12 protein-coding genes and 1 pseudogene are annotated in these 13690 nt (G+C 62.3%); 8 read left to right on the top strand and 5 right to left on the bottom strand.

The genetic code is table 11. The features are described 5' to 3' along the window. Window positions 1-32: 32 nt before the first annotated feature. From hprK to ilvA, 4 genes are all read right to left on the bottom strand, one after another. A complete protein-coding gene (hprK, locus tag EBS11_RS26870) occupies window positions 33-968 on the bottom strand; it encodes an HPr(Ser) kinase/phosphatase (protein WP_034753337.1) in 936 nt (311 codons plus the stop codon). Between the two features lie 36 nt (window positions 969-1004). Further along, the gene (locus EBS11_RS26865; RefSeq protein WP_071079718.1) at window positions 1005-1487 is read right to left on the bottom strand and encodes a PTS sugar transporter subunit IIA; all 483 of its coding nucleotides are present in this window, start codon (window positions 1485-1487) and stop codon (window positions 1005-1007) included. 354 nt (window positions 1488-1841) lie between these two features. After that, window positions 1842-2684, bottom strand: coding sequence for an NADPH-dependent 7-cyano-7-deazaguanine reductase QueF (queF, locus tag EBS11_RS26860; protein ID WP_290608296.1), 843 nt, complete (start codon window positions 2682-2684; stop codon window positions 1842-1844). Window positions 2685-2762: 78 nt separating this feature from the next. Beyond that, window positions 2763-4298: a threonine ammonia-lyase, biosynthetic gene (gene ilvA / locus EBS11_RS26855; protein ID WP_290608294.1), complete on the bottom strand. Its 1536-nt coding sequence runs from the start codon at window positions 4296-4298 to the stop codon at window positions 2763-2765. Between the two features lie 201 nt (window positions 4299-4499). Between ilvA and EBS11_RS26850 the strand changes: the two genes are divergently transcribed. From EBS11_RS26850 to EBS11_RS28395, 8 genes and pseudogenes are all read left to right on the top strand, one after another. Continuing rightward, window positions 4500-4991: a YqaA family protein gene (locus EBS11_RS26850; RefSeq protein WP_290608292.1), complete on the top strand. Its 492-nt coding sequence runs from the start codon at window positions 4500-4502 to the stop codon at window positions 4989-4991. Between the two features lie 258 nt (window positions 4992-5249). Beyond that, window positions 5250-9290: a DUF3683 domain-containing protein gene (locus EBS11_RS26845; protein WP_290608287.1), complete on the top strand. Its 4041-nt coding sequence runs from the start codon at window positions 5250-5252 to the stop codon at window positions 9288-9290. Window positions 9291-9316: 26 nt separating this feature from the next. After that, window positions 9317-9739, top strand: a complete 423-nt coding sequence (locus tag EBS11_RS26840) for an HIT family protein (protein ID WP_290608299.1) — start codon at window positions 9317-9319, stop codon at window positions 9737-9739. A 9-nt stretch (window positions 9740-9748) separates the two neighbouring features. Continuing rightward, window positions 9749-10201, top strand: a complete 453-nt coding sequence (locus EBS11_RS26835; protein WP_290608284.1) for a DUF971 domain-containing protein — start codon at window positions 9749-9751, stop codon at window positions 10199-10201. Window positions 10202-10299: 98 nt separating this feature from the next. Continuing rightward, window positions 10300-10644, top strand: coding sequence for a YciI family protein (locus tag EBS11_RS26830; RefSeq protein ID WP_290608282.1), 345 nt, complete (start codon window positions 10300-10302; stop codon window positions 10642-10644). A 2-nt stretch (window positions 10645-10646) separates the two neighbouring features. Next, window positions 10647-11888, top strand: coding sequence for a sigma-70 family RNA polymerase sigma factor (locus EBS11_RS26825; RefSeq protein WP_290608281.1), 1242 nt, complete (start codon window positions 10647-10649; stop codon window positions 11886-11888). 29 nt (window positions 11889-11917) lie between these two features. Further along, window positions 11918-12652 carry a bifunctional demethylmenaquinone methyltransferase/2-methoxy-6-polyprenyl-1,4-benzoquinol methylase UbiE gene (gene ubiE, locus EBS11_RS26820; RefSeq protein WP_034753359.1) on the top strand — a complete coding sequence of 245 codons (735 nt, stop codon included), beginning with the start codon at window positions 11918-11920 and terminating at the stop codon, window positions 12650-12652. A 32-nt stretch (window positions 12653-12684) separates the two neighbouring features. Next, window positions 12685-13080 (top strand): annotated as a pseudogene (locus EBS11_RS28395) (hypothetical protein); the annotation flags it as partial. A 469-nt stretch (window positions 13081-13549) separates the two neighbouring features. Here the strand turns inward: EBS11_RS28395 and EBS11_RS28390 are convergent. Then, complete coding sequence (locus EBS11_RS28390) at window positions 13550-13642, bottom strand: hypothetical protein (protein WP_365956296.1); 93 nt, start codon at window positions 13640-13642, stop codon at window positions 13550-13552. Window positions 13643-13690 lie beyond the last annotated feature (48 nt).

The following is a 13690-nucleotide window of genomic DNA, read 5'->3' as shown; positions in this document are numbered from 1 at the left end:
TCGCCCTTGCAAGGGCGAACTCCTTGGCAACATTAATCGCCACTCATGGCGAGTCGTTGCCGCTCCATGAATTCCTGCAAGGTATCGATGCCGCGTAGTTGCAAGATGGTATTGCGTACGGCCGCTTCCAGCAGCACGGCGATGTTGCGGCCGGCGGCGACGGGGATGACGACCTTGCGCACGGGTAAGCCCAGCACGTCTTCCGTGGGGAACAGGAAAGGCAGGCGCTCGACTTCTTCCTCCAGCGCATTGCGGCGTACCAGGTGGACGATCAGTTTCAAGCGCATCTTGCGGCGCACGGCCGTTTCGCCAAAGATGGCCTTGATATCGAGCAAACCCAGTCCCCGCACTTCCAGCAGGTTTTGCAGCAGGGGCGGGCAGCGGCCTTCGATCATGTTGGGCGCGATGCGCGAGAATTCGACGGCGTCGTCGGCCACCAGGCCGTGGCTGCGCGAGATCAGCTCCAGCCCCAGCTCGCTCTTGCCCAGGCCCGAGTCGCCCGTGATCAGCACGCCCACGCCCAGCACGTCCATGAAGACGCCGTGCATGATGATGCGCTGCGCCAGTTTCTTCGACAGGTAGACGCGCAGGAAGTCGATCACTTGCGCGGCCGGCAGCGGGGTGGAGAACAGGGGGATGTTTTGCTCGTCGCAGATGGCGAGGATGTCGGGCGGTGTTTCCAGCCCTTGCGCGATGATCAGGGCGGGCGGACCGCCGGCGATCAGCTCGCCAATCACGTGGGTGCGCGTATTGACCTTCAGGCGCTGGTAGTAATTGATTTCCTGGTGGCCGAAGACCTGGATGCGGCCCGGATGGATCAGGTTCAAGTGGCCCACCTGGTCGGCGGCCGACGAGACATCGCCGGAGATCAGGCGTTCGCCGCCGGGAAAGCCGGCGAACCAGCCCAGTTGCAGACTTTCACGATTATCGTCGTACAGGCGTTGGATCGTCAGCGGCGTTTGCAACATGGCAGTCTTCTTCAGGAGTGGAGGAATACCTGAAGTTTAACCCGCCGCTTGAAGACTAGGTTGCCAATTGACGATGCGCGAATGCACGGATTTCGGCTCCGGATCCGTGGCCAGTGCCGTGCGGAAAGCATCGTCGGAGAACATTTCGGCGATTTCCGACAGGATTTCCAGATGTTGCTGAGTGACATGATCGGGAATCAGCAGGAAAAACAGCAGGTTCACGGGCTTGCCGTCCGGCGACTCGAATGGAATCGGCTCGGCCAGGCGCACGAAGGCGCCCAGCGGCGCTTTCAGCGTCTTGCTGCCCTTGACGCGGCCATGCGGCACGGCCACGCCATGGCCCAGGCCCGTCGAGCCCAGGCGTTCGCGGGCAAACAGATTGTCCGACACGGTGGAGCGGGCGATGCCGTAATTGTTTTCGAAGATCAGGCCGGCTTGCTCGAAAGCGCGCTTTTTGCTGGAGACTTCCAGGTCCAGGAGGACGTTTTCGAGGGATAAGATTTTGCTAAGATTAGTCATGACACTCAATGAAATGGTGCAATGCGCAGAGGGCTTGCGAGCCGAATTATAGGCCTGTTTTCGCGGCCTGTAACGCCAATTCTCAACAGTATACGCCCGCTGCGGGCGCAGTGGGCGCTACGGCATGATGACGTCTCATTTTAAAAAAAAAATAACATCGAAGCGTTTTAGCTATTTCTGCGTTAAAAACGCAGGGTAGGCCGGTTTTTGCGTCGCTGAATGCCGATTTTCCGACTTTTCCGTGTGTTTGAGCGCCATCCGCCTGCCTGTGGAACGTTGTTTTAAAACACAGCCAACATTCCTGTTGGCATCATTTTCCAGTCGCAAGTGATGGTGCCTGATTGTTGCCAGATGTCACTGACGCGCATTGCGCAGGTTGCCCGGCATCGTGCCCGTGCTGAAGTTGCTGCGCCACGGGTTGATGTCGAGACCGCCGCGACGCGTGTAGCGCGCATACACGGACAGCTTTTGCGGTTTGCACTGGCGCAAGATATCGACAAAGATGCGCTCCACGCACTGCTCGTGGAATTCATTGTGCTCGCGGAAACCGATCAGGTAGCGCAGCAGGCTTTCCTGGTCGATCTGCGGTCCCGCGTACTCGATCTGCACGCTGCCCCAGTCCGGCTGGCCCGTCACCAGGCAGTTCGACTTGAGCAGGTGCGACACGAGTTTTTCTTCCACGGGCGCTTCGTCCAGCGCCGCCTTCAGGAGCAGCGGCGAGGGCGTGTATTGCGTGATTTCCAGGTCCAGGCGGTCCAGCAGCACGCCGTCGAACTCGCCCATTTTCAGCTTGCCGAACTCTTCCTGCAAGGTCAGTTCCACCTGCACGGGCGCACCGAAGCCGTTGGACAAATCCTGCTTGAGAAGGGTCAACAGGGCTTCCGGGCTGTCCAGTTTGGTCTGGTTGAAGGAGTTCAGGTACAGCTTGAACGACTTCGATTCGATGATGTTGGGCGAATCGGCCGGCGCGCTGACCTTGGCGATGGCCACCTGTGGCTTGCCGCGCTGGTTCAGCCACGACAGTTCATAGGCATTCCAGATGTCGAGGCCGAAGAAGGGCAGGGTGCCGCGCAATTCCAGCTCGTCGCGCTTGCCCTGGCGGGGAATGGGAAACAGCAGTTCCGGCGCGTAATCGGTGCGGTAGGCGGAGCTTTTGCCCAGGGGAGATTGTTCGGCGAGGTCGTTGGTGGTGGTCATGGTCGTGTGGCGTGAATTCAGTCAAGCACGCATGGTAGCCTATTTCACCCCAGTGCAATACCGGGGTGAATTCGCTATCTAGCCCAAGAACAGCTTATACACGGGATTGCTGCTCTCATCCCAGTAGCGGTAGCCCAGGGTATCGAGGAAGCGGGCGAATTCGCCCATTTCATCGGGCGGCACCTGCAGGCCGATGAGGATGCGGCCCACATCGCCGCCCTGGCTGCGGTAATGACACAAGGAAATATTCCAGTTCGGCGCCATGCTGTCGAGGAAGCGCATCAGGGCGCCTGGACGCTCGGGGAATTCGAAGCGGTACAGCAGTTCGTCCTGCGCCAGCCGGCTCTTGCCGCCCACCAGGTGGCGGATGTGCGACTTTGCCAGCTCGTCGTGCGTCAGGTCCAGGGTCCTGAATTCGTGTTCTTCAAACGTCTTCGCCAGCACGCCGGACTCATGCCGATCGGCAATCTGGATGCCGACAAACACGTGCGCGGCCTGCTCGTCGCTGATGCGGTAATTGAATTCCGTCACGTTGCGCGCGCCGATGAGCGAGCAGAAACGCTTGAAACTGCCCCGCTGTTCGCGCATGGTGACGGCAAACACGGCTTCGCGGAATTCGCCCAGTTCGGCCCGTTCCGCGACAAAGCGCAAGCGGTCGAAATTCATGTTCGCGCCGCTGGCGATGGTGATCAATGTTTCATGGTTGACGGGGTGCTTCGACAGGCTGGCCCGCTCCACGTAGGCCTTGGCGCCGGCCACGGCCAGCGCGCCGGACGGCTCCAGGATGGAACGCGTGTCCGTAAACACATCCTTGATGGCGGCGCAGATGGCGTCCGTGTCCACCGTGATGATTTCATCGACGTAGGCCTGCACGAGGCGGAAGGTTTCCTCGCCCGCCAGGCGCACGGCCGTGCCGTCGGCGAACAGGCCCACGTCGTTCAGGGTGACGCGCTCGCCCGCCTTCAGCGAACGGGCCATGGCGTTCGAATCGACGCTTTGCACGCCGATGATCTTGATGTCGGGACGGATCTGTTTCACGTAGGCGGCGATGCCGGCGATCAAGCCGCCGCCGCCGATGGGGGCGAAGATGGCGTGGATGGGACCGGCGTGCTGGCGCAGGATTTCCATGCCGATGGTGCCCTGGCCGGCGATCACGTCCGGGTCGTCGAACGGGTGCACGAAGGTCAGTTTCTGCTCTTTTTCCAGGGTCAGCGCATGGTTGTAGGCATCCGTGTAGGACTCGCCGTGCAGCACCACTTCCACGTTCACGCCGCCGCGCCCCTTGACGGCCTCGACCTTCACCAGCGGCGTGGTGGTGGGCATGACGATGACGGCGCGGCAGCCCATGCGGGCGGCCGACAGGGCCACGCCCTGGGCATGGTTGCCGGCCGAGGCGCAAATCACGCCGCGCTTGCGGTCCGCTTCGCTGAGCTTGGACATCTTGTTGTAGGCGCCACGAATCTTGAAGCTGAACACACTTTGCATGTCTTCGCGCTTGAAGTAAATCTGGTTGTTCAGGCGCTGCGACAGGGCAGGGGCCAGTTCCAGCGGCGTTTCGGAAGCAACGTCATAGACGCGGGCGGTCAGGATTTTCTTGAGGTAGTCGATGTTCATAGTCTGCAAGCAAGTGATTCTGGGCCAGAAAGGGTCTGGAGCGTGTCGGTCGATCTCGGCTGCGCCGCGGCGGATAGCCAGGCGACAATAATGCTCTGTGGAACTGCGGGCGGGTAGGCCTTTGCCGGCCGGCGCGATGTGTGCGGCGCCCAGGCTGCTCTTCATTATAATGGAGAGCCTTACCGCACCGCGAAGTGTTCCATGATCGAATCCGCAATCGCCTGGCTGCTGCAGCTGATCGCAGCGCCGGAAGTCGGGCTGACCTCGGTCTTTCTGATCAGCTTTATTTCCGCCACCCTCTTGCCGCTGGGCTCGGAACCGGCCGTGTTTGCCGTCATCAAGGCCAATCCCGCCCTGTTCTGGTCCGTCATCTTTGTCGCCACCCTGGGCAATACCCTGGGCGGCGTGGTCGATTACTGGATGGGCTACCGTGCCAAGCAGGCGTTCGCCAAGGAGCGCGACACGCGCTGGTTCCGCTGGCTGGCACGCTATGGCGCCAAGACCATGCTGCTGGCCTGGCTGCCCGTCGTGGGCGACCCCCTGTGCACCCTGGCCGGCTGGCTCAAGCTGCCGTTCTGGCCCAGCGTGGCCTACATGGCCGTCGGCAAGTGCGCGCGCTACCTGACCATGACGGCCCTGCTGCTGTACGTGCCCGATGGTTTCTGGCACTGGGTGGGCAAGATGCTGGCCTGAATGGGCTGCTCTGCAACGCCGATTTGCCCCATTTTTGAGCAGGCTGATAGTTTGCAGCCGAGTCCGATTCTTGGCATTTTTACGCGAAAAAGACAAATAGTCTGATTTTTTATTCATGCAAAATGTGGCTTGACCATATTTGCTATGGTTGCTTCGGACCCGCTTAAACCTTGGGCGGCATAAGGCTGTTCCCGCATGGTGCGGCGCAATAAGATAAAATGGTCCTTTAGGGTCCAGTCCACATCGTCACCACACTCCATGAACGCTCCCGCACATATCCAAGCTTTACTGGCAGAAACGCCGAATGGTCCCGCAGCAAGCCGCCTGCGCGAAATCCCGTATAACTACACGTCGTTTTCCGATCGCGAGATCGTTATACGCCTGTTGGGAGAGGACTCCTGGCGCCTGCTCGACGAGCTGCGCGGTGCCCGCCAGACGGGCCGTTCCGCCCGCATGCTGTACGAAGTGCTGGGCGATATCTGGGTCGTGCGCCGCAATCCTTACCTGCAGGATGACTTGCTCGACAATCCGAAGCGCCGCCAGGGCTTGATCGACGCCTTGCATCACCGCCTGGCCGAGGTCGACAAGCGCCGCCTGTCCATCGATGCGGCCGGCGGCGACGCGCTGGCGGCCGGCGAAACGCCGGAAGTGGCGCAGGCGCGCAGCCATAACGTGGAACTGCTGCTGAAGGCGGCCAGCAAGGCCGTGGCCGACTTCGGCGACGAATTCCGCAAGACCTACGACTTGCGCAAGCGCACGGTCAAGGTACTGGGCCGCTACACGGAAAAGCACAATGTGCGTTTCGACGGCATGACGCGCGTGTCGCACGTGACGGACGCCACCGACTGGCGCGTGGAATACCCGTTCGTCGTGCTCACGCCCGACACGGAAGAGGAAATGGCCGGTCTCGTCAAGGGCTGTATCGAGCTGGGGCTGACCATCATCCCGCGCGGCGGCGGCACCGGCTATACGGGCGGCGCGATTCCTTTGACGCCGATGTCGGCCGTCATCAACACGGAAAAGCTCATCACCCTGGGCGCCGTGGAAATGACGGTCTTGCCGGGCCTGACGCACGAGTACGCGACCATCCATTCGGGCGCCGGCGTGATCACGAACAAGGTGTCGGAAGCGGCGGAAAAGGCCGGCTTCGTCTTTGCCGTCGACCCGACGTCGGCGCATGCCTCGTGCATCGGCGGCAACGTCGCCATGAATGCAGGCGGCAAGAAGGCCGTGCTGTGGGGCACGGCGCTGGACAACCTGGCCTCGTGGCGCATGGTCGACCCGAACGGCGACTGGCTCGACGTCACGCGCCTGGACCATAACCTGGGCAAGATCCACGATATCGCGCTGGCACGTTTCCAGTTGGAATGGCGCCACCCGAGCACGCGCGACGCAAGCAAGCCGAACGCGCCGTTCAAGACGGAAATCCTGGAAATTCCCGGCCGCAAGTTCCGCAAGGAAGGCCTGGGCAAAGACGTGACGGACAAATTCCTGGCCGGCTTGCCGGGCATCCAGAAGGAAGGCTGCGACGGCCTCATCACGTCGGCGCGCTGGATCTTGCACAAGATGCCGAAGTTCGCCCGCACCGTCTGCCTGGAATTCTTCGGCCAGGCGCGCGACGCCATCCCGTCGATCGTGGAAATCAAGGATTACCTCGATGGCTTGCCGGCGAAAGGCGAGCAATACACGAGCATCCGCCTGGCGGGCCTGGAGCACCTGGACGAGCGCTACCTGCGCGCCGTCGGCTACGCCACCAAGTCGAAGCGGGGCGTGCTGCCGAAGATGGCCCTGTTCGGCGACATCGTCGGCGACGATGAAAACGCCGTCGCGCAAGCGGCGTCGGAAGTGGTGCGCATCGCCAACACCCGCGTGGGCGAAGGTTTTGTTGCCGTCAGCCCGGAAGCGCGCAAGAAATTCTGGCTCGACCGCGCCCGCACGGCGGCGATCGCCAAGCACACGAACGCCTTTAAAATCAATGAAGACGTCGTGATTCCGCTCAACCGCATGGGCGAATACACGGACGGTATCGAACGCATCAATATCGAACTGTCGATCAAGAATAAACTGCAATTGGCGGAAGCCTTGAGCGAGTTCTTTGCCAAGGGGAATTTACCAGTAGGCAAGAGCGACGACGCATCGGACGACCGGGTCGACGATGCGGAAATGCTGGGCGACCGCGCCGAGCAGGCGCAGCAGTTGCTGGCGCAAGTGACGGCCCGCTGGACCTATCTGCTGGGCCAGCTGGACCGCCCGCTGGCCGACGTGAAGGGCGAACTGGCGGAACTGGGCATGGAGCGCTTGCTGCCCGTCTTCGACGCGCGCCTGGAAACCCAGCCGAACGCCACCCTGTTCGACGTGGTGCAGGACCGCACCGTGCGCATTACCTGGAAGCAAGAGATTCGCGCCCAGCTGCGCCAGATCTTCAACGGCGCCGCCTTCAAGCTGATCCTTGACGAAGCGACGGCCATCCATGCGCGCATCCTGCGCAGCCGCGTGTTCGTGGCCCTGCACATGCATGCGGGCGACGGCAACGTGCACACGAACTTGCCCGTCAACTCGGACAATTACGAAATGCTGCAGGACGCCCACGAAGCCGTGGGCCGCATCATGATTTTGGCCCGCTCGCTCAATGGCGTCATTTCCGGCGAACACGGTATCGGCATCACCAAGCTGGAATTTTTGACGGAAGAAGAGATCGGCGATTTCCGCAGCTACAAGCAGCGCATCGATCCGGAAGGCCGTTTCAACAAGGGCAAGCTGCTGAACCTGCCGGGCATGGGCGCCGACTTGCGCAATGCCTACACGCCATCGTTCGGCCTGATGGGGCACGAGTCCTTGATCATGCAGCAAAGCGATATCGGCGCCATCGCCGACAGCGTCAAGGATTGCTTGCGTTGCGGCAAGTGCAAGCCCGTGTGCTCGACCCACGTGCCGCGCGCCAATTTGCTGTACTCGCCGCGCGACAAGATCTTGGCGACCTCGTCCCTGATCGAAGCCTTCCTGTACGAAGAACAGACGCGCCGTGGTATTTCCATCAAGCATTGGGAAGAGTTCGAGGACGTGGCCGACCATTGCACGGTCTGCCATAAATGCGTCACGCCTTGCCCCGTGAACATCGACTTCGGCGACGTGTCGATGAACATGCGCAACTTGCTGCGCAAGATGGACAAGAAGAGCTTTAATCCGGGCACCAAGGCCACGATGATGTTCCTCAACGCCACCGATCCCGTGACCATCAACGCCACGCGCCAGGTCATGATCGGCTGGGGCTACAAGGCGCAGCGCCTGGGCCACGATCTGCTGAAGAAATTTGCCAAAAAGCAAACCAAGGCGCCGCCGCCATCGACGGGCAAGCCGCCCGTCAAGGCGCAGGTGATCCATTTCATCAACAAGAAGATGCCGGGCAACCTGCCGAAGAAATCGGCGCGCGCGCTGCTCGACATCGAGGACGACAAGGTCATCCCGATCATCCGCAATCCGAAGACGACGACGGCCGATACGGAAGCCGTGTTCTACTTCCCCGGTTGTGGTTCGGAACGCCTGTTCTCGCAAGTGGGCCTGGCCACCCAGGCCATGCTGTGGGAAGTGGGCGTGCAGACGGTCTTGCCGCCGGGCTATTTGTGCTGCGGCTATCCGCAGCGGGGCGCGGGCGAGTTCGACAAGGCCGAGAAGATGATGACGGACAACCGCGTCCTGTTCCACCGCATGGCCAACACGCTCAACTACCTGGACATCAAGACGGTGCTCGTGTCGTGCGGCACCTGCTACGACCAGCTGGCCACGTACCAGTTTGAAAAGATTTTCCCCGGCTGCCGCATCATGGATATCCATGAGTATCTGCTGGAAAAACAGGTCAAGCTGGAAGGCGTCAACGGCACCCGTTACATGTACCACGAGCCATGCCACAATCCGATGAAGCTGCAGGAATCGGGCAAGACCATCAACTCGTTGATCAGCACGGTGGACAACGTGAAGATCGAGAAGAATGACCGTTGCTGCGGAGAATCCGGTTCGCTGGCCGTCACGCGTCCCGACATTTCCACGCAAGTGCGTTTCCGCAAGGAAGAAGAGATGGTCAAGGGCGCCGACAAGCTGCGCGGCGACGGGTTTACGGGCGACGTCAAGATCCTCACCAGCTGCCCGTCGTGCCTGCAAGGCCTGTCGCGCTACAATGACGATTCGGGCACGACGGCCGACTACATCGTCGTGGAGATCGCCAAACACTTGCTGGGAGAGAACTGGATGCCGGATTACGTAAAACGCGCCAATGACGGCGGCATCGAACGGGTGCTCGTGTGACGTCCTCGACCTGCGATCTGTGCAGCTTGCTGGACGGCTACGCCAGCAAGCAGGGTCTGGAGACCTTGCTGTGGCGCAGCGAGCGCCTGTCTGTGGTAGCCGTCGACGACCCAAGCTACCCCGGCTTTTGCCGCGTGATCTGGAACAAGCATGTCAAGGAAATGACGGACTTGACGCCAGGCGAGCGCAACTATGTCATGGAAGTCGTGTGGCAAGTGGAGCTGGCCGTGCGCGAAGTGATGCAGCCGGAAAAGGTCAACGTGGCCAGCTTCGGCAACATGACGCCGCACGTGCACTGGCACGTGATTCCCCGCTACCGCGACGATGCGCATTTCCCCAGCCCAAGCTGGGCCGTGGTGCAGCGCGAGACGGCGCCCGAGGTGCTGGCCGCGCGCCGCGCCCTGTTGCCCGCCTTGCGCACTGCCATCATTCAACGTTTATCCGCATAAAGTATTGTCATGACTGAAAAAACAGCAACACCCCAACCCACCGGCTTGACCGTGCACAACCAGTCGCGCGTGCTCGACGTGGCTTTCGACGATGGCAGCGAATTTGCCTTGCCGTTCGAATACCTGCGCGTGTACTCGCCATCGGCCGAAGTGCAGGGCCATGGCAAGGGCCAGGAAACCTTGCAATTAGGCAAGCGCCTGGTGGGCATCACGGGTCTGGAGCCCGTCGGCAACTACGCCGTGCAGCCCACCTTCAGCGATGGCCACAATTCCGGCCTGTACACCTGGGCCTACCTGTACAAGCTGGGCGCGGAGAAAGACAAGCTGTGGCAAGCCTACCTGGACCAGCTGGCCGCGGCCGGCTACCCGGGCGACAGCGGCCGCGACGCCAAGGCCGACATGACGGTCAAGCAATCCTCAGGCGGTCATGTTCACGGCCCAAGTTGCGGGCACAAACACTAAGGTGAAAAAATAATGCGGTAAGCTTGTCGGATTGCCGCATATTCATTCGTCGTAGGAATGCCCGCGCTTGCGGGCATTTTTCTTTTGGAGAAGAGACCATGGAATACCTGATCCTGATCTACGCCGATGAATCCCGCTATGACACCATGCCCGAAGGACAGATGGCCAGCCTGATGGCCGACTTTGCCAGCTATACGCAGGCGCTGGAGGCGGCCGGCGTGCTGCGCGGCGGCGCCGAGCTGGCGCCCGTGGGCAGCGCCACCTGCGTGCGCGTGCAAAATGGCAAGCCCGTCATCACGGACGGGCCGTTTGCGGAAACCAAGGAGCAGCTGGGCGGCTATTACCTGCTCGATTGCGCCAACCTGGACGAGGCGCTGGCCTGGGCCGGGCGCTGCCCGGTGGCTACTATGGGTACCATCGAAGTGCGGCCCGTGACGGCTTGACCATGGCCGGCGACGCCATTGGGGCCGTCGAACGCGTCTTTCGCCAGGAAAAGGGCAGGGTGCTGGCGGGCCTGGTGCGGCGCTTTGGCGACCTGGGCCTGGCGGAAGACGTGCTGCAGGAAGCGTGCCGCAAGGCACTGGAATGCTGGCCGCAGGCGGGCATGCCCGACAATCCCGCCGCCTGGCTGACGTCCGTGGCGCGCCATGCGGCGCTCGACCATGTGCGCCGGGCGGGCAAGAACGTGCCGGACGGTGACGCCGTGCTGGCGCGCCTGCCGGCGGCCACGGCGGAGGAAACGCACGCCATCGCAGATGACCGTTTGCGCCTGCTGTTCATCTGCTGCCATCCCGCGCTGGCGCCCGAGGCCCAGGTGGCGCTGGCTTTGCGCACCCTGTGCGGCTTGTCCACGGCCGAGATCGCGCGCGCCTTCGCCTTGCCGGAAGCGACGCTGTCGCAGCGGCTGCTGCGCGCCAGGCGCAAGATCGCCGAGGCGCGCATCCCTTTCGAGTTGCCGCCAGCACAAGACTGGCCGCAGCGGCTGGCGCAGGTGCTGCACGTGATCTACCTCGTCTTCAGCGAAGGCTATTGCGCCAGCGGCGGCGATGCCTTGCTGCGCGCCGATCTGTGCGCGGAAGCGCTGCGCCTGGGGCGGCTGCTCGACAGCCTGCTGCCGGGCCAGCCGGAAGTGCAGGGCCTGTTGGCCTTGCTGCTGTTGCAGGCGTCGCGGGGCGCGGCCCGGCTGTCGCCGGAAGGGCACTTGCTGACTCTGGAAGAGCAGGACCGCCGCCTGTGGCAGGGCGCCTTGATCGCCGAAGGCCTGGCCCTGCTGGAACGGGCGCTGGGTGCGCGCGCGCCCGGGCCGTACCAGTTGCAGGCCGCCATTGCCGCCTTGCATGCCAGGGCGGCCACGGCGGACCAGACGGACTGGCGCCAGATCCACGTGCTGTATGGCGCCTTGCTGCGGCACAAGCCGGAACCCTTGATCTTGCTCAATGCCGTGATCGCCTGCGCCATGGCGCATGGTGCCGGGCACGGCCTGGCGTGGCTGGATCGCCTGGAAGCCGTGCCCAGCCTGGCCCAGTCGCATTATCTGCACGCGGCCCGGGCCGACCTGCTGCGCCGCCAGGGCGACCGGGCGGCGGCGCACCAGGCCTACGCGCGGGCCGCGTCCCTGGCGTCGAATGCGGTCGAAAGGCAATACCTTCTCCGGCGTCAGGGGGAAATGCGCCTGCCGCTTGTATAATGCATGCAAGTTCAAACAGACTGCCTACCATGACCAATACGACCCATTTCGGATACAAAACAGTTGCAGAAGACGACAAAGTGCGCGAAGTCGCCAAGGTGTTCCATTCCGTCGCTGCCAAATACGACGTGATGAACGACTTGATGTCGGGCGGGCTGCACCGTCTGTGGAAGACGTTCACCATTGCCAACGCGGGCGTGCGCCCCGGCTTCAAGGTGCTCGACATCGCCGGCGGCACGGGCGACCTGTCCAAGGCCTTTGCCAAGCAGGCGGGTCCCACGGGCGAAGTCTGGCTGACCGATATCAATGAGTCGATGTTGCGCGTGGGCCGCGACCGCCTCTTGAATCGCGGCCTCCTCACCCCCACCTTGTTGTGTGATGCGGAGAAACTGCCATTCCCCGATAACTATTTTGACCGTGTCAGCGTGGCCTTTGGCCTGCGCAACATGACGCACAAGGATGTGGCGCTGGCGGAAATGCGCCGCGTGCTGAAACCGGGCGGCAAGCTGCTGGTGCTGGAGTTTTCCAAGGTGGCCGCGCCGTTGCAAAAGCCGTACGACCTGTATTCGTTCTCGGTCTTGCCGTGGTTTGGACAGAAAATCGCCGGTGACGCGGAAAGCTACCGTTACCTGGCAGAATCGATCCGCATGCATCCGGACCAGGAAACCTTGAAGACCATGATGGAAACGGCGGGCCTGGAACGCGTGCAGTACTACAATTTGACGGCTGGAATTGCCGCTTTGCATACCGGCATCAAGATGTAACTTCGCCTTTGCCGGTGAATCTAGGAGATGAAATGAAATTGAAGAAATTTTTGGTCGGCATGATGCTGGCCGCGACCACGGTATCCATGCTGGGCGAGGCGCTGGCCCGTCCCATGGGCGGTGGCCGTTCGTTTGGCCGCCAGTCGCAGAACGTGGGCCGCCAGGCTCCCGCCCCGGCGCCAACGCCGGCGCCAGCTGCCGCGCCGCGCCAGGCGCAACCGGCTCCGGCTCCCGCCCCGGCACCTGCCGCCAAGGCACCGAGCCGCTGGAAGGGCTTGCTGGGCGGCGCCTTGCTGGGCCTGGGCCTGGGTGCCCTGCTGTCGCACTTCGGTCTGGGCGGCGCTCTGGCCAGCATGATCAGCACCCTGCTGATGGTGGCCCTGCTGGCGGGCGTGGCCTTCTTCATCTACCGCATGGTGCGCGGCAAGCGCGACAGCAACGCCAGCGGCAATGCGCCGTTCGCGGGCTTTGGCGGCAACCTCTGCACTGGCCATCACGGCCTGACGGGCGTCGAGAGCTTGGCCGGCGGCGGCAAACCCTTTGGCGAGAGCATCAAAGGCGCGGCCATCCCCGCCGATATCAAAGACAAAGCGGCGCCGCGGATATTGGCGGGCAAAGCGTTCGGGCGTGGGGGCCGCAGACGCATCTTCGATGCAGGACGTGATCTTGGGCAAAACGATGCGGAATTCGTCCCCGCCCGACGGACACTCACGACGACGCGGTCGGCGCGGTCCAAGAACATCCGGTCCACCGCGCCAAAGATCGTGGTGCTGTCACACTGGGCATTGGCAGCAGCACCGCGCGCAGAGCCAGCCGCAATCAGGTCCAGTGCGCCCCGCTGCACCGGGGCAATCCATGAAGCATTAATCAAAGATACGACGATGATACCGGCGATAATCAGCCAGTGGACAGTGGCCCAGACGCGCATGAGTTCAAAATGGTCCTTGCTATGTCACAGTCGCGGGCCATCTGCTCCATCAATTCATCCAGAATGTCAAACTTTTTCTCGGGCCGGATGAAAGAATGAAATTCGACTTC

The organism is Janthinobacterium sp. (genome assembly GCF_009923995.1).
In the GTDB taxonomy this organism is placed as follows: domain Bacteria; phylum Pseudomonadota; class Gammaproteobacteria; order Burkholderiales; family Burkholderiaceae_D; genus Janthinobacterium.
This window is presented reverse-complemented; position numbering and strand designations above follow the sequence as displayed.

Excerpts from the sequence above, each read along its gene's own strand:
- queF (WP_290608296.1), bottom strand. The coding sequence starts at position 2,684 with ATGACCACCACCAACGACCTCGCCGAACAATCTCCCCTGGGCAAAAGC.
- EBS11_RS26830 (WP_290608282.1), top strand. The coding sequence starts at position 10,300 with ATGGAATACCTGATCCTGATCTACGCCGATGAATCCCGCTATGACACC.
- EBS11_RS26865 (WP_071079718.1), bottom strand. The coding sequence starts at position 1,487 with ATGACTAATCTTAGCAAAATCTTATCCCTCGAAAACGTCCTCCTGGAC.
- EBS11_RS26835 (WP_290608284.1), top strand. The coding sequence starts at position 9,749 with ATGACTGAAAAAACAGCAACACCCCAACCCACCGGCTTGACCGTGCAC.
- EBS11_RS26850 (WP_290608292.1), top strand. The coding sequence starts at position 4,500 with ATGATCGAATCCGCAATCGCCTGGCTGCTGCAGCTGATCGCAGCGCCG.
- hprK (WP_034753337.1), bottom strand. The coding sequence starts at position 968 with ATGTTGCAAACGCCGCTGACGATCCAACGCCTGTACGACGATAATCGT.
- EBS11_RS26845 (WP_290608287.1), top strand. The coding sequence starts at position 5,250 with ATGAACGCTCCCGCACATATCCAAGCTTTACTGGCAGAAACGCCGAAT.
- EBS11_RS26825 (WP_290608281.1), top strand. The coding sequence starts at position 10,647 with ATGGCCGGCGACGCCATTGGGGCCGTCGAACGCGTCTTTCGCCAGGAA.
- ilvA (WP_290608294.1), bottom strand. The coding sequence starts at position 4,298 with ATGAACATCGACTACCTCAAGAAAATCCTGACCGCCCGCGTCTATGAC.
- ubiE (WP_034753359.1), top strand. The coding sequence starts at position 11,918 with ATGACCAATACGACCCATTTCGGATACAAAACAGTTGCAGAAGACGAC.